The sequence below is a fragment of the Janthinobacterium sp. SUN120 genome, assembly GCF_030397735.1.
GTDB lineage: Bacteria > Pseudomonadota > Gammaproteobacteria > Burkholderiales > Burkholderiaceae_D > Janthinobacterium > Janthinobacterium kumbetense.
In genome coordinates this window covers 1-26,036 of sequence record NZ_JAPUBW010000004.1, presented here as the reverse complement: position 1 = coordinate 26,036, position 26,036 = coordinate 1, and the positions used below count along the sequence as shown (strand labels likewise).

Genomic DNA, 26,036 nt, shown 5'->3' with positions numbered 1-26,036 from the left:
CGGCATTGTCCACAAGGCACAGCCGGTACGTGTGAGTTCAACCGACTTTGCACGCGTAGCACAGAGAATAATGGAGACAAGTAATGAATGCACCAATCAAGGGCTCGAGTCTTGAGCCGGGCGCGCACGCGTCCGAAATTTCCCTGAACGACAAATACACGCTGGAGCGCGGCCGCGCCTTCATGACGGGCACGCAAGCGCTGATCCGCCTGCCCATGCTGCAGCGCGAGCGCGATTTGAAGGCTGGCCTGAATACGGCCGGCTACATCACCGGTTACCGCGGTTCGCCTGTGACGTCCGTCGACATGACGGCGATCAAGGCCAAGAAATACCTCGATGAACACCACGTCAAATTCCACCCGGGCCTGAACGAAGACCTGGCCGCCACGGCCGTCTGGGGCACGCAGCAAACGAATCTGTTCGAAGACGCGAAATACGACGGCGTGTTCGGCATGTGGTACGGCAAGGGCCCCGGCGTCGACCGCTGCGGCGACGTGTTCAAGCACGCGAATAACGCCGGCTCCGCCAAGCATGGCGGCGTGCTGGTGCTGGCCGGCGACGACCATGCGGCGAAATCCTCGTCCACGGCGCACCAGTCCGACCATATCCTGAACGCCTGCGGCATCCCCGTGCTGTACCCGTCGTCGGTGCAGGAATACATCGACTACGGCTTGCACGCGTGGGCCATGAGCCGCTACACGGGGCTATGGGTGTCGATGAAATGCGTGACCGACATCATCGAGTCGGGCGCCGCCGTCGATTTCGACCCGGACCGCGTGCAGATCACCCTGCCGACCGACTTCGAAATGCCGGCCGGTGGCTTGAACATCCGCTGGCCCGACACGGTGCTGGAACAAGAAGTACGCATGAACAGCTACAAATGGTATGCGGCGCTGGCGTATGCGCGTGCCAACAAGCTCAATAAAATCATCTGGGACAGCCCGAAGGCGCGCATCGGCATCATCACGGCCGGCAAATCCTACCTGGACACGCGCCAGGCGCTGGCCGACCTGGGCATCGACGAACAGACGGCGTCCGACATCGGCATCCGTCTGTACAAGATCGGCATGACCTGGCCGCTGGAAGCGGACGGCGTGCACGAATTCGCCAAGGGCCTCGACGAAATCCTCGTGGTGGAAGAAAAGCGGCAAATCCTCGAATACGCGTTGAAGGAAGAGCTGTACAACCTCAAGGACGGCGAGCGCCCGCGCGTGGTCGGCAAGTTCGACGACACGGGCGAATGGAGCAACCAGAAGGGCACCGGTCACGGCGACTGGCTGCTGCCGGCCACGTATGAGCTGAACCCGGCCATGATCGCCCGCGCCATCGCTAGCCGCATTTCGCGCTACTACGCCGGCCACCCTGTGGAGCAGCGCGTGAAGGAGCGCATCGCTTACCTAGAAGCGAAGGAAAACGTCCTCAAGGCCATCAGCGTGAAACCCGATCCGCAAAAGGACCGCACGCCGTTCTTCTGCTCCGGCTGCCCGCACAACAGTTCGACCAAGGTGCCGGAAGGCTCGCGCGCGCTGGCCGGCATCGGCTGCCACTACATGGTGCTGTGGATGGACCGCGAAACGTCGACATTCACCCACATGGGCGCCGAAGGCGTCACCTGGGTGGGCCAGGCGCCGTTCACGAATGAAAAGCACGTATTTACCAACCTCGGCGACGGCACGTATTTCCACTCGGGCATCCTGGCCATCCGCGCGGCCGTCTCGGCCAAGGTGAACATCACTTATAAAATCCTGTTCAACGATGCGGTGGCCATGACGGGCGGCCAGGAATTCGACGGCCCCCTGTCGCCGGCGATCATTTCGCGCCAGATCGCCGCCGAAGGCGTGGGCCCCATCATCGTCGTCACGGATGAACCGGAAAAGTACCCGGACGATTACGCCTGGGCGGAAGGCGTCACCGTGCGCCACCGTTCGGAACTGATGGACGTGCAGCGCGAACTGCGCGACATGCCCGGCGTATCGGCCATGATCTACGACCAGACCTGCGCCTCGGAAAAACGCCGCCGCCGGAAACGCAATGAATACCCGGACCCGGCCAAGCGCGCCGTCATCAACGAAGCCGTCTGCGAAGGCTGCGGCGACTGTTCCGTGCAATCGAACTGCCTGTCGGTGGAACCGCTGGAAACGGAACTGGGGCGCAAGCGCCAGATTAACCAGTCGTCCTGCAACAAGGATTTCTCGTGCACGACGGGTTTCTGCCCGAGCTTCGTGACGGTGGAAGGCGGCGGCTTGAAAAAGCCGAAGAAGGCGGCTGCCGCCGACAAGGACGCGCCAGCGGCGCCGGCCTTGCCGACGCCCGTCATTCCGTCGACGGCCGAGCCGTTCGGCATCCTGGTCACCGGCATCGGCGGCACGGGCGTCGTCACCGTGGGCCAGATCCTGGCCATGGCGGCCCACGTGGAAGGCAAGGGCTGTTCCGTGCTGGACATGAGCGGCCTGGCGCAAAAAGGCGGCCCCGTGATGTCGCACGTGCGCCTGGCGGACCGCCAGGAAGATATCCACTCGACGCGCGTGGGTACCGGTGCGGCCGACCTCGTCATCGGCTGCGACTTGATCGTCACGGCCAGCCGCGACGCCTTGTCGCGCATGGGAGAGGGCCGCAGCTGGGCCATGATCAACTCGACCAGCTCGTCGACGGCCGCGTTCGTGAAAAACCCGGACTGGCAATTCCCCGGCGCCTCGGCGCGCATGGAAATCGAAAAGGCGTGCGGCAGCGACCACGTGGACTTCATCGACGCGGGCCAGATCGCCACGGCGCTGATGGGCGACTCCATCGCGACGAACATGTTCATGCTCGGCTATGCCTGGCAAAAAGGCAAAGTGCCGCTGTCGGAAGCTGCCATCATGAAGGCCATCGACTTGAACAATGTCTCGGTGGCGTTCAACAAGGCGGCCTTCAACTGGGGCCGCGCCGGCGCCCACGATGCGGCCAGCCTGGTGCGCATGACGACGCCAGCCAAGGTGGTGGAATTCAAGCGCATCGAAACGCTCGACGACCTGATCGAAAAGCGCGTGGCCCTGCTGACGGCTTACCAGGACCGCGCGTATGCGCAGCAGTACCTGGACTTCGTCGGCCAGGTGCGCGCCGCCGAAAGCGCGCTGAATGGTCCGCACCTGCGCCTGACGGAAGCCGTGGCCCGCTACTTCTACAAGCTGATGGCCTACAAGGACGAATACGAAGTGGCGCGCCTGTACACGGACGGCGCCTTCCAGGCGAAGATCGCCGCCATGTTCGAGGGCGACATCAAGCTCAAGTTCCACCTGGCGCCGCCGATCATGGCGAAAACGGATGCCCATGGCCATTTGATCAAGAAGGAATATGGCCCGTGGATGCTGAAGGCGTTCGGCGTGCTGGCCAAGTTCAAGGGCTTGCGCGGCACGGCCTTCGACGTGTTCGGCCATACGGCCGAGCGCAAGATGGAACGGGCGCTGATACTCGAGTACCGCACGACGGTGGGTGGCTTGCTGCCGAAACTGACGATGGCCAAGCTGGCGCAAGCCGTGGCGATTGCCAGCATTCCGGAAGACATCCGCGGCTATGGCCACGTGAAGGAGCGTCATCTGAAGGCGGCGAAAGAGAAGGAAGCCAGTTTGCTGATCGCCTTCAATGCGCCGACGCCGCTGCCGCCCGTCGTGGCGGCACCCGTGGCGGCCACCGTGGCGTGATGGGGTGAATTTCACGCTGTAGCAATGGCGCCTGCGGGCGCCATTTTTTTGTATCAAAGAAAACAACGCCTGTTTGTAAAACGTCTTATAATTTTTCGATAATTTCTTTTCGGAAAGTTCGTCATGTCTTCCCTGCGCTTTTCCGCCCTGGCGGTTCCTCTCGTATTGTTGTTGAGTGCCTGCGGCGGAGGCGGAGGCAGCGACAGCGCGCCCGTCGTGCCGCCCGTGACGCCGGCGGGTCCGGCGGCGCTGGTCGCTTCGTCCACGGTCGAGAACCGCTGTGCGGCGCCGCGCGGCGGCAGCAGCATCGACAAGCCGGGCACCTTGCTCGATGAACTGACGTGGGTGCGCAGCTGGATCGATGAAACGTATCTGTGGTACCGCGAAGTGCCGACCACCTACCAGGCGCAGAGCTTTGCCACGCCCGTCGCGTACTTCGATGTGCTGAAAACAAGGGCCACGACGGCATCCGGCAAGCCGAAGGACCAGTTCCATTTCACGTACACGACGGCCGAATGGGAAGCTTCGCTCAATGGCGTGGAACTGGGCTACGGCATGCTGCTGGCGCTGACGCGTACCACGCCGCCGCGCAAGGCGGTGATCTCGATCGTCGAGCCAGGCTCGCCGGCGGCACTGGCGGGCTTGCGGCGTGGTGACGTGCTGCAAACCGTCGATGGCGTCGATTTCGTCAATGTCCCCGACACGGCCAGCGTGGCTATCCTCAACGCCGGCCTGTTCCCCAAGGCGCAAGGCGCGCACACGCTGGGATTCAGCCGTAACGGCGCGCCCCTGTCGGTGAGCCTGACGGCGGTGGACGTGAGCACCAGCGCCGTGCAGAACGAGCGCATCATCGATACGCCCACGGGCAAGGTGGGCTACCTGACCTTCAATACGCACAACAACGTGGCCGAACGCCAGTTGGTCGAGACCATGGGCCGCTTCCAGGCGGCCGGCATCAGCGACCTGGTGCTCGATGTGCGCTACAACGGCGGCGGTTACCTCGATGTCGCCAGCGAACTCGCTTACATGATCGCCGGTCCGCAAGTCACCACCGGCAAGACCTTCGAGCAGGTGCTCTTCAATGACAAGACGCGGCCGGAAGCGCCCGTGCCATTCCATGCGCAAAGCCAGGGCTTTCCCGCGCAGAATCCCCTGGCCAAGGGCACGCCGCTGCCCTCGCTGGGGCTCAAGCGGGTGACCTTATTGACAACGGGCAACACCTGCTCGGCCAGCGAAGCGATCATCAACGGCTTGCGCGGCGTGGACGTGCAAGTCAACCTGATCGGCGGCACGACATGTGGCAAGCCCTACGGTTTCTATCCCGCGCCGAATTGCGGCACCACGTATTTCGCCGTGCAATTCCAGGGTGTCAACGCCAAGGGCTTTGGCGACTTTGCCGATGGCATGGCGCCGACCTGCGACGTGGCGGACGATTACCAGCATGCGCTGGGCGACGCGGCGGAAGGCATGCTGGCGGCGGCGTTGCGCTACCGCAGCAGCGGCAGCTGCACGCCGGCCATGGGGGCCACCAGGCTGCTGAGTTCGATGGAGAGTCCGGCCGACACGGCCGCGCGCCTGTTGCGGCCGTCCTACAAGGAAATTGCCATCAGGCGCCGTTAACGCGCATGTTCCTGCCATGAGCTAGCGAGGACGCCTAGCGTTTTCCTGCTCATGAATATTTCTATATAACAATTTTGATATATAGAAAGATGAATCCATTCGTTCTGGAATGACTGACATTTTGCTATCTTGCCGCTTTTCTCCCACCTTGAGAAGCGCAACGATGTCGAAACAGTTCAAGTTAACACCGCTCAGCCTTGGCGTATTGGCCATCCTGGGCGGCACCGCATGGCAGGCGCACGCGCAAACGCAAGCGCCCGCAGCGGATCAGCAGGCGGCGGCCACCCCGCCAGCCGTCGTGGTCACCGGTTCGCGCATTCCCCGCGCCAGCCTGGAAGGCCCGTCTTCCGTCACCATCCTGACCGGCGACGAAATCACCAAGCAGGGCTACAAGAACGTCTTCGACGCGTTGACCAGCCAGGTGCAGAACAGCGGCTTTACGCAGGGCGAGGATTACGGCAATACCTTCACGCCGTCGGCCAATACCATCAGCCTGCGCGGCCTGGGTCCGAACCATACCTTGATCCTGCTGAACGGCCGCCGCCTGGCCGACTTCCCCATCGCCTATGACGGCGCCGTCAACTTCACCAACCTGGCGAACATCCCGTCGAGCATTGTCGAGCGCATCGAAATCCTCAACGGCGGCGCCTCGGCCATCTATGGCTCGGACGCGATCGCCGGCGTGGTCAACGTGATCCTGAAAAAACAGACGGACGGCTTCGATATCAACGTCAAGCTGGGCGACACCTCGCGCGGCGGCGCCGGCAACCAGCGCGTGCAGCTGACGGGCGGCGGCAATTTCGACAAGCTGCATACCCTGTTCAGCGTGGAACTGAGCCAGCGCGACCCGCTGTGGAGCATGGACCGCGACTTCATGACCAGCCGCTCCGGCGTGCCGACGACGGTCGCCGCGCGCCGCACCCTGGTAAAAGACAAATATGTCGACCTGGGCGACACCTGCAGCCAGTTCGGCGACATGTTCGGCGGTAGCGTCAGCAAGTACACGGCGGCAAACGGCAGCTATTGCGCCAGCCCGAAAGCCCGCCCGACCTTCTGGACCACGCAGACGAAGAACCAGAGCCAGAACGTGTTCGGCAGCGCCAATTACGAGCTCGATGCCGACACCACCCTGTTTGCCGATGTTCTGATCGGCAAGAACAAGACCGTCAACAATACGCGCGGCCCGTCGTGGGCCTCGGCTTCGCTGAACGGCAATTCCTTCCTGAACCAGAACAGCGGCGCCTACGAAGAGTGGACGCGCTTTATCTCGCCCGAGGAAATCGGCGGCGTGCAGCGCTACAACCGCAGCTGGGACGACTTGGCCACGGCCATCTCGCTCGGTGCCAAGGGCCGCATTCCGGGCAGCGCCTGGCAGTATGAAGCCAATTACAACGCGTCCATCTACAAGAGCGAAGGCCACACGCCGCGCATGTTGTCGAACATCGACAGCTTCTTCCTGGGGCCCAAGCTGGGCACGGACGCCAAGGGCGTGGCCATCTACGCAGCCGATCCCGCGCGCCTGTCGCAGCGCCTGACGCCGGCCGAATTCGACAGTATCAGCGGCTACAGCACCAGCCATGACAAGGCCTGGACGAATACCCTGAGCCTGGCCACGAATGGCGACCTGTTCCAGTTGCCCGCCGGCACGGTGAAAATCGCCACGATTGCCGAAGCGAGCAAGCAGGGCTTCAGCAACGAACCCGACGCGCGCATCGACCAGGGCTATTTCAATGTCGCCACCGGTTCGGGCGTCACGGCCGGCACCCGTTCGCGCTATGCGCTGGGCGCGGAGTTGAATGTGCCGCTGCATGAAAAGCTGACCGCTACCGTCGCCGGCCGCTATGACCGCTACAGCTTTGCCGGCCGCAAGGAAGGCAAGTTCACCTACAACGGCGGGCTGGAATTGCGCCCGGCGCCGGAGCTGCTGTTCCGCGCCAACTATGCCACCAGCTTCCGCGCGCCGGACATGAATTACATCTACCAGGCACGCGGCAAAGGCTATTATGCGAGCACCACCGACTATTACCGTTGCGATGCTGCGGGCAAGGCCATCGACGGCTGCGAGTATGCCAATAAATCGCCGGGTGCCGATTACGTGCAGAACGGCAGCCGCGACCTGCAGTCGGAAAAGGGCAAGTCCTTCGGCGTGGGCGGCGTCTGGTCGCCGAGTTCCAATTTCGACGTTTCGGTCGATTACTGGAACATCAAGATCGACGACCTGGTGACGAATCTGGACGCCGACAAGCTGCTGCGCGACGAATCCGATTGCCGCCTCGGCAAGGCCGATATCGGCTCGCCGACCTGTATCGATACCCTGGGCCGTATCGAGCGTTACGCGGCCAATGCCTTGAACAAGGCGGGCGAGATCAAGACCATCACCGTCAATCCGATCAACGCGGCCAAGCAAAGCAGCAGCGGCATCGATGTCAGCCTGAAGTATCTGCTGCGCACGACGGACTATGGCCGCTTCGCCTTCAAGGCCAACTACGCCAAGGTACTGAGCAAGAAATCGCAGCAATTTGCCGGTGATGAAGAGACCGACGAAACCAAATCGATGACCAACAGGGATTGGCCCGACAAGTTGAACCTGAGCGTCAACTGGGCCGCGGGCGACTGGTCGAATACCTTGCTGGTCAGCCGTTACGGCAAGGTGCCGAATGCCGCCGGCAAGGCTTACCTGACGCCGACGGCGCTGGCCAACATCAGCACCGTCTACCGCATCAACGACCGCGCCACCGTTTCGCTGATCGTCAACAACGTGTTCGACAAGATCAAGCGCGACGCCAGCAACGGTTGGCCGTACTACCTGATCGGCAACTACAGCCCGCAAGGCCGCCAGGGGTGGGTCGAGTTCAACTACCATTTTGGCTCGTAATTCACGCTTGCCGAAGCAAGGCCGGAGCAGCTGACACTGTTCCGGCTTTTTTATTTTCCGGCGCGTTTTTATCCGACCGCCACTCTATAATTGCCCGCTTGTCCTCTCTCGATGGAGTTTGACCCATGCTACGCCACGCCCTGCTGTCCACCGCCCTGTTGACCGTGTTTGCCGCCAGCGCACACGCCGCTCCCGCTCCCGCCCTGACGACGGTGGCCGAGCGCTCGGGCTTTTTGAATACGGGCCGCTACGCGGAAGTGGAAACCCTGTGCCGCCAGTTCCAGGCGCGCTATCCGAAGCAGGTGCGTTGTATCGAATTTGGCCGCACGCCGGAAAACCGCCCCATGCTGGCGCTGGCCGTGACGAATACGGGCGCGCTGACGCCGGCCGAAGCGGCACGCCGCAAGCTGCCCGTGCTGCTGGTGCAGGGCGGCATCCATGCGGGCGAAATCGATGGCAAGGATGCGGGCTTCCTGGCCTTGCGCGAAGTCCTGGAGGGCAAGGCGGCGCCCGGCGCGCTGGACAAGCAGGTGCTGCTGTTCGTCCCCGTCTTCAATGTCGATGGCCATGAGCGCTTCGGTCAGTGGAACCGTCCGAACCAGCGCGGTCCCGTGGAAATGGGCTGGCGCAGCACGGCGCAAAACTACAATCTGAACCGCGAATACATGAAGGCCGATACGCCCGAGATGCAGCACATGCTGGCGCTGGTGAACGCCTGGGACCCGCTGGCCTACGTCGACCTGCACGTCACCGACGGCGCCCAGTTCGAACCCGATATCTCGATCCAGGTCGAACCCGTGCATGCGGGCGATGCGGCCCTGCGCGTGGCGGGAACGGCGCTGCGCGACGGCGTGCTGGCCGACCTGGCCAGCCAGGGTTCGGACCCGAAACCGTTTTATATTTCGTTTGCCGAGAACGACAATCCGCAATCGGGTTTTGTCGATTCGGCGCCGAATCCCCGCTTTTCGCATGGCTATTTCCAGCTGCGCAACCGCTTCGGCATGCTGGTGGAAACCCATTCGTGGAAGGATTATCCGACCCGCGTGCGCATCACCCGCAACACCATCGTCTCGCTGCTGTCGCAAGTGGCGCTGCATGGCGCGCAGTGGCGGCAAACGGCGCTCGAGGCGGACGCGCGCGCCGCGCTGCTGGCCGGTGCCACCCTGCCGCTCACCTACAAGACGACGGAGAAGAGGCGCATGATCGCGTTTCGCGGCTACGCCTACACACGTACGCCGTCCGAAGTGTCGGGCGCGCTGATGACGCGCTACGATGAAACCACGCCGCAGATCTGGAACGTGCCGCTGCGCGACGAGATCGTGCCCGACCTGCAGCAGGCCGCGCCGCAGGCCGGCTACCTGGTGCCCGCCGCGCAGGCGCAGATGGTGGCTGCCAAGCTGCGCCAGCATGGCGTGTCGTATCAGGTACTGGCTGGCGCGCCGGGCAAGCTGCCGGTCGAGACCTTTCGCGCCACGCAGGTGAAATTCGGCGCGCAGTCGTTCGAGGGACGCCAGACGGCGGCCGTGCAGGGCGAGTGGCAGAAAGAGGCGCGCGTGGTCGGTGCGGGCGCACTGTACGTGCCCGTCAACCAGGCCAAGGCGCGCCTGGTCGTGGCCCTGCTCGAACCGCGCGCGCCCGATTCCCTGCTGGCCTGGGGCAGTTTCAATACGGCCTTCGAGCGCAAGGAGTACATGGAAGAATACGTGGCCGAAGACGTGGCGCGCGCCCAGCTGGCGGCCGACCCGGCGCTGGCGGCGCAGTTCCAGCAGAAGCTGGCCAGCGATCCCGCATTTGCCAAGAGCCCGGCCGCGCGCCTGGAATTCTTCGCCCGCCGCCACGCTTCCTGGGATGAACGCCTGAACCTGTATCCGGTATTGCGCACGGATGTCGCGCCTGCCGGCTTGGCATTGCCGCCGACGCGCACACCGAAGTTGTCAAATCGCGCAGATTAATCGAAAGAAAATGCTATTCTCCGCTCGATGATGGCGCCGCCACCACGAGCAGAGAACATGCATGGTCAACAAGACACTCTACAACCAGCACCGCGAGACGTTTTTTCGCCTCTGCGACGCCGTCGGCGAAAATCAGGTGGAACAGGTGCGCAGCCTGCTCGAAGCCACGCCGCTGCTGTTGACCTTGCGCCGCTACAACATGGATGACGGCGAATCGCTGCTGCATCTGGCCGCGGCCGGCGGCAGCCGCGACGTCTGCGTCCTGCTCGTGTCGCTGGGCCTGGACGTCGATCTGCCCTTGCCCGGCTACCGCAACCATACGCCGCTGGACGCGGCGGCAAGCCATGGCCATCTGGATACCTGCCGCTGGCTGCTCGAACAGGGTGCTGCCGTCGACGGCTTGCCGGACAATATACTGTCGCCGCTGGACAGCGCCTGCGTGGGCGGCCACCAGGACGTGGTGGCATTGCTGTTGCAGTCGGGCGCCAATCCGAACCGCCTGCATACGCGCTGGAACCAGGCGCCGGTCGATATCGCCAGCGGCTGGGGTTTTCCCGCGATCACCCAATTGCTCGCTGCCGCCGGCGGCGTCAGCATACTCGACGTGCCGCAGCAAGCGGCCGCCTCACCGCAGGAATCGATCCGCACCTTCATGCACAACAGCGCCGGCTGGGTATTGCCGGCCGTGTTCAGCCCGGACAGCGGCGACGCGCGCTTTTCGCTGGGCATCAGCTGCATCGGCGGCAAGCGCGATTTCAAGCTGCTGTTTACGGCCGGCCTCTTCCAGCAATCCCCGATGACCGAACTGGCCATCTGCCTGCCTGGCCGCTGGCCGCTGACGGTCCACGGCTTTGCGCAGCACAGCCCCTGGCGTTTTCCGGTGGCGCTGCTGGCACGCCTGGGACGGCGCACGCTCGACCAGGCCAGCCTGGCGGCGGGCGAGCTGCTGCGGCGCGACGCTCCGCACCTGGCGGACCTGGCCTGGCCGGACGGCGTCGACGCGCTGCTGGCCATCGACAAGCGCTGGAATCCGGAGCCGGAGGAGGACATTGCCGACGATGACAAGGTCACCATCTATCTGCTGGTGCCGGTGAAGTTCACCAAAAAAGGCGCGCCCGACGCCAGCACTTTGTCGGCCTTGATCGAACGCAAGCTCAAAGGCAGCTGGAAAGTGTCGGCCTTGCCCGTCCCCGTCATCGGCTAGCGCGCACGTGGCCAGATCAAACCGGCCAGCTTGCAGCGATGTTATCCTGCCAATGCATCTTCCGCGTCCGCGCGCAACCTGTTCACGCATCGGTTTTTCATGACACAAAAAATTCTTCTCCTGAGCGTCTCGGCCGGCGCCGGCCACATGCGCGCGGCGCAAGCCATCGAGGCGTATGCGGCGCGCGATGGCGGCGGCCCAGCGGCGCTGGCTCTGCATCTCGACGTGATGGATTTCGTCACGCCCGCCTTCCGCAAGCTGTACACGGATTTGTATATCAAGCTGGTCAACAAGGCGCCCGCGCTGTGGGGCTATCTGTATCACGCCACCCACGATGCGCCGCGCGACAGCTCGATGCAGCGCCTGCGCCGCGCCGTCGAGCGCCTCAATACGCGCGCGCTGATGGCGCGGATCGCTGCTTTCCAGCCCGATGCCATCATTTGCACGCATTTCCTGCCGGCCGAATTGCTGTCGCGCGCATTGCGCCAGCAGCAGCTGGCTTGCCCCGTGTGGGTGCAGGTCACGGATTTCGACTTGCACCGCATGTGGGTGCACGAGCAGATGCAGGGCTATTTCGCCGCCACCGACGAAGTGGCGTTCCGCATGCGCCACGAAGGCATCCCCGCCGGGCGCATCCACGTGACGGGCATCCCCATTATGCCCGCGTTCGCGCAGGTGCCCGACCGCGTGTCGTGCGCGCAGGCGTTTGGCCTCGACCCGCGGCGCACGACGATCCTGCTGATGGGCGGCGGGGCGGGACTGGGCAGCCTTGAAACGGTCGCCGCGCGCCTGCTGGCGCTGCCAGGCGACTTCCAGCTGATCGTGCTGGCGGGGAAAAACGCCGCCGCGCTGGCGGCGCTGCAGGCATTGGCCGGCCAGTATCCGGGCCGCCTGCTGGCGCAAGGCTTTACCAGCGAAGTCGAGCGCCTGATGGCGTGCGCCGACCTGGTGATCACCAAGCCGGGCGGGCTGACCACCTCGGAATGCCTGGCGCTGGGCTTGCCCATGATCGTCAATTCGCCGATTCCCGGCCAGGAAGAGCGCAATGCCGACTATCTGCTGGAGCAGGGCGTGGCCCTGAAGGCATTCGATGCCGTCACCCTGGAATACCGGGTGCGCCTGTTGCTCGAGCATCCCGAGCAGTTGCAATCGATGCGCGCAAAGGCGCTGGCCCTGGGCCGCCCGCGCGCCGCCCTGGACGTGCTGGCGCAGGTGCTGCGCGCCGGCGCCGTTCTTCAATAACCAGGAAACCATGATGCTGCATGTCGTACTGTTGACCCTCGCCCTGGGGCTGGCCGCCGCGCCGGCCGGGGCGCAACCATCGCCGCCACGCCATCCGGACTGGGCCACGCCGCTGCCGCAGGTGTCGAACCTGCACCAGGTCACGCCCGTCCTGTACCGCAGCGCCAGGCTGGATAGCGCCGACGTGGCCCAGCTGCAGGCGCTGGGCGTGAAGACGGTGATCAGCCTGCGCTCCTTCCACTCCGATACGCAGGTGCTGGAAGGCAGCGGCATCCGCGCCGTCCGCATCCCCATCAATACCTGGGCCATCCGCGACCGCCATGTGATCGACACCATGCGTGCCATCCGTGCCGCCGGACAGCAGGGTCCCGTGCTGCTGCATTGCCTGCACGGCGCCGACCGAACGGGCATGATGGCCGCCATGTACCGCATGCTGTACCAGGGCTGGCCGCGCGAAAAGGCGATCGACGAGCTGAAAAACGGCGGCTACGGCTACCACGCCGTGTGGAAGAATATCGAAAGCTACCTCCAGCGCGTGAATGTCGACGAACTACGCGCACGTATCGAGGCGCCGCAACCCTGATACCCCGCTGGCGCGCCACTTCAGGCATGATTGCGATTCCAGTCACGTTTTTCCGGAATCCGCATGGAACACCACAGCTTTCTCATCAACATACTGTTTTACCTGGTCGCCGCCATCATCATGGTGCCGCTGGCCAAGCGCCTGGGCATGGGCGCCGTGCTGGGTTACCTGGTGGCCGGCGTCGTCATCGGTCCCTGGGGCCTGGGCCTGATCAAGAATGTCGAGGTGATCCTCAGCTTTTCCGAATTCGGCGTGGTGCTGCTGCTGTTTTTGATCGGCCTGGAGCTGGAGCCGAAGCGCTTGTGGCTGCTGCGCCGTCCCATCTTTGGCTGGGGCGGGGCGCAGGTGGGCGTCGTCAGCGCGGGCTTGTGCGCTGTGGCCATGGCCTTTGGCGTGGACTGGCGCACGGCGCTGGTCGGCGCGCTGGGCCTGTCGCTGTCGTCGACGGCCATCGTGCTGGCCACCCTGGGCGAACGCAAGCTGATGAGCACCCCGGCCGGTTCTGCCGGCTTTTCCATTTTGCTGTTCCAGGATATCGCCGCCATTCCCATGATCGCGCTGGTGCCGCTGTTGGGCGGGCTGGTCACGCACAGCGGCGAACCGGGCTGGCTGCGCGTGGCCAAGCTGGCCGCCGTGCTGGCGGCGCTGGTGATCGGCGGGCGTTTTCTGGTGAACCCCATCCTGCGCTTCATCGCCAGGACGGACTTGCGCGAAATCTTCACGGCCTTCGCCCTGCTACTGGTGATCGCCATCTGCGTGCTGATGGAATCGGTGGGCCTGTCGATGGCGCTGGGCACCTTCATGGCGGGCGTGCTGCTGGCTGACTCCGAATACCGCCATGAACTCATTTCCGACCTGGAACCGTTCAAGGGACTGCTCCTAGGCCTATTCTTCATCGCCGTGGGCATGTCCGTCGATTTCGGCGTGCTGCGCGCCCAGCCCTTGCTGATCCTGGCCTTGGTGGCGGGCCTGCTGGCGGTGAAGATCGCCTTGCTGTATGTGCTGTCGAAGTTTGTCGACATTCCCCGCGGCCAGCAGCTGTTCTTTGCGTTGCTGCTGTCGCAAGGGGGCGAATTTGCCTTCGTCGTGTTTGCCGCCGCCGAGGCCGCGCACGTGTTTGCCCCGGAGACGGCCGCGCTGCTGGTCGTGGTGGTGACCCTGTCGATGGTGGCCACGCCCTTGCTGCTGCTGTTGCACGACAAATTCGTCGCGCCGCGCCTGCAAGGCGAGAAGAAGCGCCGCCCCGACGACCATATCGAGGCGCAGGACAATCCCATCGTCATCGCCGGTTTCGGCCGCTTTGGCCAGATCATCGGCCGCCTGTTGGCAGCCAACAAGATCGGCGTGACGGTACTCGATCACGACCCGGACCAGATCGACCTGCTGCGCAAGTTCGGCTTCAAGGTGTTTTATGGCGACGCCACGCGCGTGGACCTGCTGGTGGCGGCGGGCATCGAGAAGGCCAGGGCGCTGGTGATCGCCATCGACAATGTGGACGACAGCCTGGCCCTGGTCGACGCCGTGCGCCTGCGCCTGCCGCAACTGACGATTCTGGCGCGTGCGCGCAACGTCACGCATTACTATGAATTGATGAAGCGGGGCGTGACGCTGATCGAACGCGAAACGTTCGCCGCGGCGCTGCTGCTGGGCGAGCAGACCTTGCAGCAGGTGGGCTTCAGCCCGGAGCGGGCGCAGCGCGCGGCCGGCATCTTTGGCCGGCATAACCTGAAAACCCTGCTGGAAGTGGCGCCGCACTTCCAGGACCAGCAAAAAGTCATGTCCCTCACGCGCCAGGCGCGCGAGGAACTGGAAGACATGTTCGAGAGCGATGCGGCGGCGTTTGCCTCGGAGCAAGCGGGAGAACCGGGGTCAGACCCTCAACACCGTTAACGCGAAGGCTTGTGCTAACAATCGAGGGGGTCTGACCCCAGCATTATTTCCCCCGCTTCGCTTCAATCGTCTCGATCTGGTCCATGATGCCGTTCATGCGCGCCGCCAGCGCCTGGTACGGTTTCGGCGAGGCCAGATCGACGCCGGCCGCCTTCACCAGCTCATACGGATACGCGGAACCGCCGGAGCTGAGCATCTTCAGGTAGGCGGCCAGCGCGCCCGGCTCCTTGTCGAGGATGCGCTGCGCGAAATCCTGCGCCGCGGCGATCGAGGTGGCGTACTGGAACACGTAGAAGCCGTGATAAAAATGCGGCACGTAGGCCCATTCCAGCGCGTAGGCGGGATCGATGGTCATGACGCCTTGCGCCTCGCCATGGTAGCGTTTGAGGATGCCGGCATAGATGGCCGTGATCTCTTCGCCCGTCAGCGACTCTCCTTTATCCACCTTGCCGTGGATGGCCGCTTCGAATTCGGCGAACATGGCCTGGCGGAAGTAGGTGCCGCGCAGGTTTTCCAGCGCCGCGCCCAGGTACAGCAGGCGCTCGTCATCGTCCTTGGCCTGCTTCAGGCGCGCGTCGAGCAGCAGCGCCTCGTTCGTCGTCGAGGCGATTTCCGCGACAAAGATGCTGTACGGCGCATAGATCGATGGCTGCGCCTTGTTGGCCAGCACCGAGTGCATGGCGTGGCCCCATTCGTGCGTCAGGGTGCTGACGGCTTCGTAGTTGTCCGTGTAGTTGAGCAGCACGAACGGGTGCACGTCGTACGCGTCGCCATTCATGTAGGCGCCCGCCACCTTGCGCGGGCGCGGGTACACGTCCATCCAGCGAGCGTCCACGGCGGCGGTGAGGGCCTTGACGTAGTCGTGGCCCAGCGGCGCGACGGAATCGAGCATCATCTGCTTGCCGTCGGCCAGCGGGAAGGTGCGGTCGCTTGTCAGCAGCGGCGCATAGATGTCGTAATACGCGAGGTCCTTGACGCCCAGCATGCGCGCGCGCAGCTTGAAGTAGCGGTGCAAGGTGGGCAGGTTGGCGTTGGTTTGCGCGATCAGGGTCTGGTAGACGGCCGGCGGCAGATGGTCGGCGTCGAGCGCCGCGCTTTGCGAATCGGCATAGCGGCGCACTTTCGCATACGCGGCGTCCGTCTTCAGCTGGCCGTACAGGGTTTCGCCGAACGTGCGTTCATATTCCTTCCACTTGCCGAAGAAGGCGTCGAACACCAGCTTGCGGTCGGCGCGCTGGTCGTCACCCCGGTATTTCGTGTACGCCGCCTGATCGAGACGTACTTCCTTGCCGTCCGACAGTTTCACGGTGGGCCATGGGATTTCCGCATTGGCCAGGGTGCGGTAGACACTGGCGGCCGAGCTTGTTGCGAGGCCGAACTGGGCCACCAGCTGTTCGCCAGCCGCGTCGAGCGTGTGCGGCGCGCTGCGCAGCATGTTGCTCAATTGAAAACGGTACAGTTGCAAACCCTTGTCCTTCACCAGCATGGCGTCGATGCGCTTGCCGCCCAGGGCGAGGATTTCCGGCTGCAGGAAGGTTGTCGCTTGGGAGAAGTCGTTGCCCAGCAGGGCGGCGCGCTGGTTCAGCTGGTTGCCCTTGCTGTCGCCCGTATCCTGGTCGTAATACTGCGCCGCGTAGGTGGTGAGCGTGTTGACGCGCTTGCGCGCCTCGGCGTACAGGTCCAGGCAGCTTTTCAGGCGGGCCGGCGACGCTTTCAACTGTCCCTTGCAGGCGCCCAGTTGCTGCAGCTGCGCCGACAGCTTTTTCGCGTCGGCGTCGAACGCGGCGTCGTCTTGATACAGCGCCGTCAGGTCCCAGCGGTCGGCCTGGCGGTCGGTGGGGGCAGCGGCAGGCGCGGCGAAGGCAGAGGAGAGGCCGAGAGCGAGCAGGGAGAACAGCAGGGGGCGCTTGAGCGCGGATGGCGTCATGGTTCATTCCAGTGAGGTTGTCGGAAGAATGCGTGCTGACCGCCGTGCAGGGATGCGCGCGTGACGCACCGCGTACCGGCAGAGCTGACTACGGTACCTCAAATGGACGCGGGGGGAAAGAGGCCGAGGGAAGATACCGCGCGCCACCTGGACGGTGGCGGCGGAACAACAGGAGGTTTTTACAGAGGTTGCAGCGCGATGGTGCCGAACGTGGTCGGCGTCGAGCATGGCTCTTCATCGAAGGCGATGTCGCCCATGGGGTTGGCCACGCCGTCCGCCTTCAAATCCTTGAAGCCGAACAATTTCGGGTCCATCAGGTGGGACGGCGCCACGTTCGACAGGGCCGAGAAGATGCTTTCCACGCGGCCGGGGAATTTCTTGTCCCATTCGCGCATCAGGCCCTTGATCTGCTTGCGCTGCAGGTTTTCCTGCGAACCGCACAGGTCGCATGGAATGATGGGGAAGCCCTTGACTTCTGCATAGCGCTGCGTGTCTTCTTCCTTCACGTAAGCCATCGGGCGGATGACGATGTGCTTGCCGTCGTCCGACTGCAGCTTGGCCGGCATGCCTTTCAGTTTTCCGCCGAAGAACATATTCAGGAAGAATGTTTCCAAAATATCATCTCGGTGGTGGCCCAGGGCGATCTTGTTGGCGCCCAGCTCGTCGGCCACGCGGTACAGGATGCCGCGGCGCAGGCGCGAGCACAGCGAGCAGGTCGTCTTGCCTTCCGGGATCAGGCGCTTGACGATGCTGTAGGTATCCTGGTTTTCGATGTGGAAGGCGACGCCCAGTTCCGTCAGGTAGGCGGGCAGGATTTCCGGCGGGAAGTTCGGCTGCTTCTGGTCCAGGTTGACGGCGACGATATCGAAGTGAATCGGCGCGCGTTCGCGCAAGGTCATCAAGATGTCCAGCAGCGCGTAGCTATCCTTGCCGCCGGACAGGCAGACCATCACCTTGTCGCCGTCTTCGATCATGTTGAAATCGCCGATGGCTTGTCCTACCAGGCGGCACAAGCGCTTGTGTAGTTTGTTGTTTTCCAGGGCGATCTTTTCCGCCTTCTTGCGCGCCAGTTTCTGCGCTTCGACATTGGCCGGCACTTCCACGGCGGCCGTCATCGTTTCCAGTACGGCGCTGTCATTCATGTTGTTCATGCTTCATCCTTGATCTTGAATACTTCCACGCCCACGCCTTCGCAGTCGGGATACACATCCGGTTTCATGCTCGATACGCGCGCGGCGCGCACGCGCGGGTGGGCCAGCATGGCGGCCAGCACGTCGTCAACCAGGCTTTCCTGCAGCTGCACGTGGCCTTGCGCCATGCGTTTGGCGATGGTTTCGCGCATGAAGTCGTAGTCGACCACTTCTTCCAACTGGTCATCCTTCGGCGTCGACAGGGCCAGGGGGATGTACAGGTCGACGTTGATGAGGACGCGCTGCTCGCCCTTTTTTTCGAAGTCGTAGACGCCGATGTTGATGAGGACTTCGTAATTGCGCAGGAACAGGCGGCGGCAATCGGCCAGGCGAGGGTGGGACAGGGCGGACGACATAGTTTTACCTTTTAGGGAATGCTGGAGTGCTGGTTGTTTGGTAGGGCTGCTGATTATTTGGTCAAAAACATGACGTCGCGCGGCAAGCCGATCAAATGCTGGCCGCCATCGACCAGCAGGGTCGTGCCCGTCAGCGCGCGCGCGCCGGCCACGTAGCAGACGCTGTCGGCCACATCCTCGGGCGTGCTGGAGCGTCCCAGCGGCGTGTTTTCATGCGCCTTGGCAAAGTTCGCTTCCGTCTGCTCGCCGGAGACCATGGTGATGCCGGGGGCAATGCCCACCACGCGCACTTTCGGCGCCAGCGCCTGGGCCAGCATGGTGGTCGCCGACAGCAGCGCCGCCTTGGACAGGGTGTACGACAAAAAATCAGGATTGAGATTGTACAGTTTTTGGTCCAGCAAGTTGATGACCACGGCTTGCCCGCCTGCCGGGGTGGCCTGGTACAGGGCTTGCGCCAGCAGAATGGGAGCGGCCAGGTTGGCGTGCATGTGGGCGTCGAGCGCGGCGACGGAAAAATCGCCCGCATTGTCGTATGCAAACAACGATGCGTTGTTGACGACGCACGTCACGGGGCCCAGCGCCGCCTGTGCCTGCGGCAACAGCTGGCGTACGGCCGCTTCCTGCGCCAGGTCGCAGTGGAACGCTTGCGCGCGGCGGCCCAGCGCGGTGATTTCCGCGACCAGACTGAGCGCTTCGTCGCGCGAATCGCGGTAATGGACGGCTATATCCCAGCCGTCGCGCGCCAGGCCCAGCGCGATGGCGCGGCCGATGCGCCGCGCCGCGCCCGTGACGAGGGCGACGCGGGGTGTGCTGTCGAATGGCGTTGTCGTTGCTTCTGTCATGTCTTTGCTATGGTTGAGATATTCGGTGGACGCCACACTGGCGGCATGCGCCGCCGATTCGCTACAATGCGGGAATGTCTCTTCCCGCACCCGATAGCGACGCGCTGGCCGCGTCCCATGCCTTGCAGCACCAGATTGCCGCCGAAATCGCGCGCAATGACGGCGCCATTCCCTTTGTCCGCTTCATGGAGCTGGCGCTGTATGCGCCTGACCTCGGCTATTACAGCGGCGGCGCCGCCAAGCTGGGCAAAGATGGCGATTTTACAACCTCGCCGGAGATTTCGCCCCTGTTCGGCGCCACGTTGGCCCATGTGGCAGCCGCTATTATGGCGCAAACGGCCCCGCGCATCCTCGAATTCGGCGCCGGCACGGGCAAGCTGGCCTGCGATATCCTGACGGAAGCGGCGAATGCCGGCATCCATGTCGAACAGTATGCGATCGTCGAATTGTCCGGCGAATTGCGCGCGCGCCAGGAGCTGGCGCTGGCAGCCTTCCCGCAAGTGGTGTGGCTCGACGGCTTTCCCGACAGTTTCGAGGGTGCCGTGTTCGGCAATGAAGTGCTGGACGCCATGCCCGTCAACCTGATCAGCAAGACGCCCGCCGGCTGGTGCGAACTCGACGTCAGCATCGCCGACGGCCAGTTCGTGTTTGTCGAACGGCCCGCTGGCGCCGACGTGGCTGCGCAGATCGCCGCCCAGGTGCCCGAGGCGGATGCCTTGCCGGTCGGCTATGTCACGGAAATTCATGGCGTCGCCTGCGGTTTCATGCGCTCGCTGGCGCGCATGCTGACCAATGGCAAGGGAGGCGCGGCCGTGCTGTTCGACTATGGTTTTCCTGCGCATGAGTATTACCTCGACTTGCGCGCCACGGGCACCCTGATGTGCCATTACCGCCATCACGCCCACGCGGAACCGTTTTATCTGCCCGGCTTGCAGGACATCACGGCCCACGTGGATTTTACGGCGATGGCGGTGGCGGCGCAGGAGGCGGGCCTCGATGTGCTCGCCTACATGAACCAGGCGTCCTTCCTGCTGGGCGCGGGTCTCGGCGACTTGCTGCTGCGCACCGATCCGGAGCAGGTCAAGACCTATTTGCCGCAAGCGAGCGCCGTGCAAAAGCTGGTGTCGCCCTCCGAGATGGGGGAATTGTTCAAGGTGCTGGTAGTGGGGCACCGCGTGGAGTTGCCGGAAGCGCTGTTGTCCAGCGACCGCAGTCACCGCTTGTAAGCGCCTGCAATATCAAGGCAGGGCAGTATCGCCCTGCAATTTCCTGTCCGCCGGTGGTTATTATCTTGTCATATCGTATATGATGACCGACACAGCACGGTTCCATCCTGCAAGAACCCGTCGCCGCGCACCGATTTCAAGATAGAACGATGGGAAAGATACATACACACTATGACAACCTGAAGGTGGCGCGCCTGGCGCCGCAGGAAGTCATACGTGCCGCGTACAAAGCCCTCAGCCAGAAATACCACCCGGACAAGAATCCCGGCGACGAAAAGGCCGCCCGCATCATGGCGATCCTCAACAGCGCCTATGGCACCTTGTCCGATCCACAACGCCGCAAGGAACACGACGAGTGGATCGCCGCCGAGGAGTGGGAAATCGAATGGCTGGAAAGCACCCACCAGGAAGAAGGCAAGAGCCGCGATGGCCGCGCGAAAGGCCATGCCCAGCCGCATGAACACGCCTGGGCGCAGGATGTGCCGCCGCCGAAGGGCAAGCCGCGGCGCGGCCTGCAACCCGTCTGGCGCAACTGGCGCTGGTGGCTGAGTTTGTTTATCTGCCTGTTGCTGGGCTGGCTGGGTGCCTTGCTGATGCTCGACACGTCGCAGCCCGTGCCTGCCGCGCTGGCGTCGGCCTGGAGCGGCCTGGCCCGCGACGGCGCCAAGCCCCATGCGGAAGCGGCCACGCCGGCGGCCGGTGCCGTGTCGTCGTCGAAAGGCGAGGCGGTGGCAGTCGACAGCTGGGCCGTGGGCAAGCCGTATGCGCCCGAGCCGCCGCAAGCGAAGACGCCGGAGATCCGCGTGCTGGCCGTGTCCCAGCTGAGCCTGAAAGGCATCCAGCCCGCCTGCGATGGGGCTGGCAAGGCCGAGTCCCCATCGCTGGTGGCGCCGAATGGCGAACCCTGGCCGACCCATTCCGGCTATGTCGATGGATTCCCGATCGGTAACAAGGGCGATGAGCTGGCCGTGAGCATCGACAACAGCGGCAATGCGGCGCCCGTGTTCGTCAAGCTGTTTGACACGGAGCGGCGCTCGAACGTGCGCTACCTGTACATCCTCGCGTACGACAAGCTGCTGGTGGAGCAGCTCAGCGCGGGCAAGTATGAAGTGCGCTACCAGGCCGTCGGGCCGGGCCAGGATAGTTGTGGCGGCGCCACGCGCAGCGGTGCCTCGGCGCCGGCGTCGTCGCCGTCCGCCAGCGAAGGCGGTACGCAGAATCCTGTTGTAAGCAGCATCTAATCTGATTATGCTTGATATGCGTCAACGCAGCGTCCACATCGAACTTATCCATTAGGAGTATTCATGACCGACCTCAAGGCCGATGCAGATGATAACTGGCTGCTCGACGAAGATGAGCCGGTGGCCAGTCCTGCCGGGCTGGCCGCGCCCGACCAGCGCCTGTGGCGTGTCCTGATCGTCGATGATGACGTCGACGTGCATGCGGTCACGCGGCTGGCGCTGCGCAATGTCAGTTTCAAGGGCCGCGAACTGGAACTGTTTTCCGCCTACAGCGGCCGCGAGGCGTACGACATCCTGCGCGACACGCCCGATATCGCGCTGGTGCTGCTCGACGTGGTGATGGAAACGGATGACGCCGGCCTGATCCTCGCCAAGCGCATCCGCGCCGACCTGAACAACTCCATCGTGCGCGTCGTGCTGCGCACGGGCCAGCCGGGCCAGGCGCCCGAGCAGCGCGTCATCATCGAATACGACATCAACGATTACAAGGCCAAGACGGAACTGACGACGCAAAAGTTGTTTACCACCGTTATCTCGGCCCTGCGCGCCTACGAGAGCCTGATGATGCTTGAACGCAGCCGCATCGGCCTGGGCAAGATTCTCGCCGGCGCCACCAATCTGTACCAGATCCATTCCCTGCGCGAATTCGCTTCCGGCGTGCTGAATCAGGTCAGCGCCATCCTCGACGTGGGCGCCGACGGCGTGCTGTGCCTGATGCAGGGCGGCGCCGGACGGCCCGAGGTGGTGGCCGCCACGGGCACGTATGCCGTGCTGGCCGAGTCCGAAGCGATGCCGGCCGACCATGCCCTCACGTCCACCATCGACAAGGCGTTTGCGGAAAAGCGCAGCCAGTTCGAGCATCCGGCCAATGTGCTGTTCATCCACACGGAAGGCAACCGCGAGCTGGCCATTTCCGTCACGCCGCCGTGGCCGCTGGCGCAGATCCAGCGCGACTTGCTGGAAGTGTTTTGCCAGCGTATCGCCGCCGCTTTCGACAACCTGTACATGTTCGGCCAGCTGCGCAAGGCGCAGGAAGCGACCGTGGTGGCGCTGGCCGACCTGGCCGAGTTCCGCGACAGCGACACGGGCGGCCACGTGCGGCGGGTGCAGTTGTTGTCCGACGCCATCGCCCGGCGCATGCAGCAGCGCGGCGTGTATGCCGACGAGCTGACCCCGCAGCTGCTCGACATGATCGGCCTGGCAAGCATCCTGCACGACGTGGGCAAGGTGGCCACGCCGGACGCCGTACTGCTGAAACCCGGCAAGCATACGGACGAGGAGCGGGCGCAGATGCAGCTGCATGCCAGCGTCGGGCGCACCATCCTCGAGCGGGCCGCCAACATGGTCGACGGCGTCAGCTACCTCACGTATGGCGCGCAGATCGCCGGCGGCCACCACGAACACTTCGATGGCGCCGGTTATCCGAATGGCTTGAAAGGGCGCAACATTCCCGTGGCCGCGCGCATCGTTGCCGTGGTCGACGTTTTCGATGCCTTGCTGCACGAGCGGCCTTACAAGGAACCGTGGCCGTATCCGCAGGTGCGCGAGTACATCGAGCAGCGTAGCGGCAGCCAGTTCGATCCGGAAGTGGTGACGGCGCTGCTGGAACTGATCGACCATGAGCCGCAACTGTGGCATCCGGAGCGCGCCGTCGCTTGAGTAGCCGCTTCGTTGGCATTTTTCGGCGCGCCGCCATTCCCTTGCGCGCGGCGCCGTCATATACTCGGCAGCCTCATGCTGGCTGGCGCCACGCACCAGTGTGGCGCGCCGCGGAGTTTTCGGACATCACGACATGAAAGAACTCAAGGGCCTCAGCGCACTGATCATCGAGCCGCATCCGGGCATGCGCGCTAGCCTGCACAATATGCTCAACCTGTGCGGCCTGGCGAAGATCGACGACGCGGCCAGCTCCGGCCAGGCGATCCGCATGCTGGGCAGCAAATCGTATGACTTGATCCTGTGCGAATACGATCTCGATGGCGGGCAGGATGGCCAGCAGATGCTGGAAGACTTGCGCCACCACAAATTGATGCACGCATCGACCATGTTCTTCATGGTCACGGGCGAAGGCAGCTTCGCCAAGGTGGTCAGCGCCGTCGAGCTGTTGCCCACCGATTACATCCTCAAGCCCTTCACCGCTGACAACATGCTCGAGCGCATCGGCCGCGCGCTGGACAAGCGCAATGCCTTCGTGCCCGTGTACGAGTTGATCGACGTGGGCAACGAGCGCGCGGCGATTGCCGCCTGCGCGGAGGGCGCCAGCCTGTATCCCCGTTACGCCACTGATTTTCTGCGCTTGCGCGCGGAATTGCACCTGCTGCTGGGCGAAGCGGCCGACGCCGAGCCGATCTACGCGGGCCTGTACGCAGCCAAGTCCATCGGCTGGGCGCGCCTGGGGCAGGCCAAGACGCAGTTCCTGCTGGGCGAGTATGAAGCGGCGCAAGGCACTCTGGAGGGATTGCTGGAAAACAACAAGCGTTTTCTCGACGCGTACGACTGGCTGGCGCGCACGCATCTGGCGCAAGGCAAGCCGGAACTGGCGCAGGCCGCCCTGAGCGAAGCGGTGGCCCTGTCGCCGCACGCCGTGCGCCGCTTGCGCCGCCTGGGCGAGGCGGCCCTGGCGGCCGACGATATCGAGATGGCGGAAAAATCCCTGAAGCTGGTGGTCAGCAAGGCCAAGTACTCGGAATTCCGCGACCCGGAAGACCATGTGCGCCTGGTGCAGACCCTGGTGCGCAAGGGCGACCCGCTGCAGGTGGGCGCCGTGATCCGCGACCTCGACAAGTCGATGGGCGGGCAAAAGAATGCGGAACTGTGCAGTGCGCTGTGCAGCGCCATGCTGCATGCGCATACGGGCAACGAGGAGCGCCTGCAGCAATCGCTCGACGCGGCGCTGGCCGCCAACCGCCACAGCGTGGGCGGCTCGAACATGCTGAAAACCGAGCTGGCGCGCCACTGCCTGGCGCATGGGCGCGAAGACGGCGCCGCCGAGGTGATGCGCGAAGTCATGCGCAATGCGCCCGACAGTGCGGCCATGACGCGCGCCATGGCCGTGTTCGAGCATGCCGGGCGCGAAGAGCTGGCCAAGGCGCTGGCACGGCAAAGCCGCCAGGAAGTGGCCGACATGGTGGCGGCCGGCGCCGCCAGGGCGGGCGAGGGCGATTTCCGTGGCGCCGTCGATCTGATGGGCGAAGCCGTCACGCGCCTGCCCGATAATCCGCAAGTGGTGTTCAATGCGGCCGTGGCCGTGCTGAAGTGCCTGGAACACGAAGGCTGGGATGAGCGCATGGGGCAGCAGGCGCTGACGTTTATCGCCGGCGTGCGCCGCCTGGACCCGCGCAACCCCAAATTGCCCGTGCTGTCGGGCCTGCATCAGCAGTTGTTGCGTAAATATAAGCCTCTCGGCAACTCCTGGATGCATCCGTCTGACGCCCGGTAAAAGAGAGAAATGACGGGAAAATGCGGCTTCCCGGCAGGGGGGATAAAAAAAATCCAAAAAAAGCAGACTTTTTCGCGCCAACCCTTGCACATTCTCAAATCGGGAGCTTATAATCACGCCCCGAAGCAGCCAACTTCTTCTTTATAAGCAAATGCAGCAGTCAGGCATCAGAAAATAAGGTTGACAGTTGTGAGTAGATGCTTCATACTCTGCGGTTCCCGCGGAGGGGTGGCCGAGTGGTTAAAGGCGACAGACTGTAAATCTGTTCTCTATGAGTACGCTGGTTCGAATCCAGCCCCCTCCACCAAGTTTTTGCAAGGAAAACTGGGTAGTAGCAAAAGTAAGTGAAGATAAAGTGAACGATACCTCGCGGGTGTAGCTCAATGGTAGAGCAGAAGCCTTCCAAGCTTACGACGAGGGTTCGATTCCCTTCACCCGCTCCAGTTTCCGTTCAGATGCTTGATGCATCGCATGCAACAAATTACAGCCCTTGTAGCTCAGTGGTAGAGCACTCCCTTGGTAAGGGAGAGGCCACGTGTTCGATCCACGTCAAGGGCACCAGAATTCGCAGCAGGCAGCACAGAAGCAATTCAAACCAGACCGTCGGGCGTGTGCCTGAGCAATCTAATCAAATCATTAGGAGTTCAAAATGGCAAAAGGTAAATTCGAACGGACCAAGCCGCACGTCAACGTCGGCACCATCGGCCACGTCGACCACGGTAAAACCACGCTGACCGCTGCAATCGCAACGGTTCTGTCGAAGAAATTC

17 protein-coding genes and 3 tRNA genes are annotated in these 26,036 nt (G+C 63.6%); 16 read left to right on the top strand and 4 right to left on the bottom strand.

The window, feature by feature from the left end; all coding sequences use genetic code 11:
• Positions 1 to 83: 83 nt before the first annotated feature.
• The 8 genes from O0879_RS20670 (at position 84) to kefC (ending at position 15,046) form a co-directional block, all read left to right on the top strand.
• Positions 84 to 3,680 (top strand): indolepyruvate ferredoxin oxidoreductase family protein, encoded by a 3,597-nt coding sequence (locus O0879_RS20670; RefSeq protein WP_289899557.1) that lies wholly within the window; start codon positions 84 to 86, stop codon positions 3,678 to 3,680.
• Positions 3,681 to 3,803: 123 nt separating this feature from the next.
• A complete protein-coding gene (locus O0879_RS20665) occupies positions 3,804 to 5,300 on the top strand; it encodes a S41 family peptidase (protein WP_289918498.1) in 1,497 nt (498 codons plus the stop codon).
• A 163-nt stretch (positions 5,301 to 5,463) separates the two neighbouring features.
• Positions 5,464 to 8,175, top strand: a complete 2,712-nt coding sequence (locus O0879_RS20660; protein WP_289918497.1) for a TonB-dependent receptor — start codon at positions 5,464 to 5,466, stop codon at positions 8,173 to 8,175.
• 125 nt (positions 8,176 to 8,300) lie between these two features.
• Positions 8,301 to 10,127: a M14 family metallopeptidase gene (locus O0879_RS20655; protein ID WP_289918495.1), complete on the top strand. Its 1,827-nt coding sequence runs from the start codon at positions 8,301 to 8,303 to the stop codon at positions 10,125 to 10,127.
• A 61-nt stretch (positions 10,128 to 10,188) separates the two neighbouring features.
• On the top strand, positions 10,189 to 11,331 hold the full coding sequence (locus O0879_RS20650; protein WP_289918492.1) for an ankyrin repeat domain-containing protein: 1,143 nt from the start codon (positions 10,189 to 10,191) through the stop codon (positions 11,329 to 11,331).
• 99 nt (positions 11,332 to 11,430) lie between these two features.
• Positions 11,431 to 12,573, top strand: coding sequence for a glycosyltransferase (locus O0879_RS20645; protein ID WP_289918490.1), 1,143 nt, complete (start codon positions 11,431 to 11,433; stop codon positions 12,571 to 12,573).
• Between the two features lie 10 nt (positions 12,574 to 12,583).
• Positions 12,584 to 13,156: a dual specificity protein phosphatase family protein gene (locus tag O0879_RS20640; protein WP_289918488.1), complete on the top strand. Its 573-nt coding sequence runs from the start codon at positions 12,584 to 12,586 to the stop codon at positions 13,154 to 13,156.
• A gap of 63 nt (positions 13,157 to 13,219) precedes the next feature.
• Positions 13,220 to 15,046 carry a glutathione-regulated potassium-efflux system protein KefC gene (gene kefC / locus O0879_RS20635; RefSeq protein WP_289905836.1) on the top strand — a complete coding sequence of 609 codons (1,827 nt, stop codon included), beginning with the start codon at positions 13,220 to 13,222 and terminating at the stop codon, positions 15,044 to 15,046.
• 43 nt (positions 15,047 to 15,089) lie between these two features.
• On the opposite strand, the gene pepF is transcribed toward kefC, so the two are convergent.
• The 4 genes from pepF to O0879_RS20615 all read right to left on the bottom strand — a co-directional run bounded on the left by pepF (position 15,090) and on the right by O0879_RS20615 (position 19,361).
• Complete coding sequence (gene pepF, locus O0879_RS20630) at positions 15,090 to 16,973, bottom strand: oligoendopeptidase F (protein WP_289918486.1); 1,884 nt, start codon at positions 16,971 to 16,973, stop codon at positions 15,090 to 15,092.
• 179 nt (positions 16,974 to 17,152) lie between these two features.
• On the bottom strand, positions 17,153 to 18,115 hold the full coding sequence (ttcA, locus tag O0879_RS20625; RefSeq protein WP_289912652.1) for a tRNA 2-thiocytidine(32) synthetase TtcA: 963 nt from the start codon (positions 18,113 to 18,115) through the stop codon (positions 17,153 to 17,155).
• Between the two features lie 5 nt (positions 18,116 to 18,120).
• Positions 18,121 to 18,519: a dihydroneopterin aldolase gene (locus O0879_RS20620; protein WP_046682033.1), complete on the bottom strand. Its 399-nt coding sequence runs from the start codon at positions 18,517 to 18,519 to the stop codon at positions 18,121 to 18,123.
• A gap of 53 nt (positions 18,520 to 18,572) precedes the next feature.
• The gene (locus O0879_RS20615; RefSeq protein ID WP_289918484.1) at positions 18,573 to 19,361 is read right to left on the bottom strand and encodes an SDR family oxidoreductase; all 789 of its coding nucleotides are present in this window, start codon (positions 19,359 to 19,361) and stop codon (positions 18,573 to 18,575) included.
• 74 nt (positions 19,362 to 19,435) lie between these two features.
• Here O0879_RS20615 and O0879_RS20610 point away from each other — a divergent pair, with 74 nt between their 5' ends.
• From O0879_RS20610 to O0879_RS20575, 8 genes are all read left to right on the top strand, one after another.
• The gene (locus O0879_RS20610; protein ID WP_289918482.1) at positions 19,436 to 20,587 is read left to right on the top strand and encodes an SAM-dependent methyltransferase; all 1,152 of its coding nucleotides are present in this window, start codon (positions 19,436 to 19,438) and stop codon (positions 20,585 to 20,587) included.
• A 149-nt stretch (positions 20,588 to 20,736) separates the two neighbouring features.
• Entirely contained in the window at positions 20,737 to 21,828 is a 1,092-nt protein-coding gene (locus O0879_RS20605) for a DnaJ domain-containing protein (protein ID WP_289918480.1), read from the top strand.
• 63 nt (positions 21,829 to 21,891) lie between these two features.
• Positions 21,892 to 23,487: a DUF3369 domain-containing protein gene (locus O0879_RS20600; RefSeq protein ID WP_099665767.1), complete on the top strand. Its 1,596-nt coding sequence runs from the start codon at positions 21,892 to 21,894 to the stop codon at positions 23,485 to 23,487.
• A 133-nt stretch (positions 23,488 to 23,620) separates the two neighbouring features.
• The gene (locus tag O0879_RS20595) at positions 23,621 to 25,267 is read left to right on the top strand and encodes a tetratricopeptide repeat-containing response regulator (RefSeq protein WP_289918477.1); all 1,647 of its coding nucleotides are present in this window, start codon (positions 23,621 to 23,623) and stop codon (positions 25,265 to 25,267) included.
• 222 nt (positions 25,268 to 25,489) lie between these two features.
• Positions 25,490 to 25,574 (top strand) — tRNA-Tyr (locus O0879_RS20590).
• Between the two features lie 62 nt (positions 25,575 to 25,636).
• Positions 25,637 to 25,710 (top strand) — tRNA-Gly (locus O0879_RS20585).
• 43 nt (positions 25,711 to 25,753) lie between these two features.
• Positions 25,754 to 25,828, top strand: a tRNA-Thr gene (locus O0879_RS20580).
• Between the two features lie 88 nt (positions 25,829 to 25,916).
• Positions 25,917 to 26,036, top strand: a 120-nt coding sequence (locus O0879_RS20575) for a GTP-binding protein (protein WP_017452634.1), incomplete at its 3' end; no start/stop codon positions are given.

Coding starts and splice junctions, on each gene's coding strand:
- O0879_RS20670 (WP_289899557.1), top strand. CDS start 84: ATGAATGCACCAATCAAGGGCTCGAGTCTTGAGCCGGGCGCGCACGCG.
- O0879_RS20665 (WP_289918498.1), top strand. CDS start 3,804: ATGTCTTCCCTGCGCTTTTCCGCCCTGGCGGTTCCTCTCGTATTGTTG.
- O0879_RS20660 (WP_289918497.1), top strand. CDS start 5,464: ATGTCGAAACAGTTCAAGTTAACACCGCTCAGCCTTGGCGTATTGGCC.
- O0879_RS20655 (WP_289918495.1), top strand. CDS start 8,301: ATGCTACGCCACGCCCTGCTGTCCACCGCCCTGTTGACCGTGTTTGCC.
- O0879_RS20650 (WP_289918492.1), top strand. CDS start 10,189: ATGGTCAACAAGACACTCTACAACCAGCACCGCGAGACGTTTTTTCGC.
- O0879_RS20645 (WP_289918490.1), top strand. CDS start 11,431: ATGACACAAAAAATTCTTCTCCTGAGCGTCTCGGCCGGCGCCGGCCAC.
- O0879_RS20640 (WP_289918488.1), top strand. CDS start 12,584: ATGATGCTGCATGTCGTACTGTTGACCCTCGCCCTGGGGCTGGCCGCC.
- kefC (WP_289905836.1), top strand. CDS start 13,220: ATGGAACACCACAGCTTTCTCATCAACATACTGTTTTACCTGGTCGCC.
- pepF (WP_289918486.1), bottom strand. CDS start 16,973: ATGACGCCATCCGCGCTCAAGCGCCCCCTGCTGTTCTCCCTGCTCGCT.
- ttcA (WP_289912652.1), bottom strand. CDS start 18,115: ATGAATGACAGCGCCGTACTGGAAACGATGACGGCCGCCGTGGAAGTG.
- O0879_RS20620 (WP_046682033.1), bottom strand. CDS start 18,519: ATGTCGTCCGCCCTGTCCCACCCTCGCCTGGCCGATTGCCGCCGCCTG.
- O0879_RS20615 (WP_289918484.1), bottom strand. CDS start 19,361: ATGACAGAAGCAACGACAACGCCATTCGACAGCACACCCCGCGTCGCC.
- O0879_RS20610 (WP_289918482.1), top strand. CDS start 19,436: ATGTCTCTTCCCGCACCCGATAGCGACGCGCTGGCCGCGTCCCATGCC.
- O0879_RS20605 (WP_289918480.1), top strand. CDS start 20,737: ATGGGAAAGATACATACACACTATGACAACCTGAAGGTGGCGCGCCTG.
- O0879_RS20600 (WP_099665767.1), top strand. CDS start 21,892: ATGACCGACCTCAAGGCCGATGCAGATGATAACTGGCTGCTCGACGAA.
- O0879_RS20595 (WP_289918477.1), top strand. CDS start 23,621: ATGAAAGAACTCAAGGGCCTCAGCGCACTGATCATCGAGCCGCATCCG.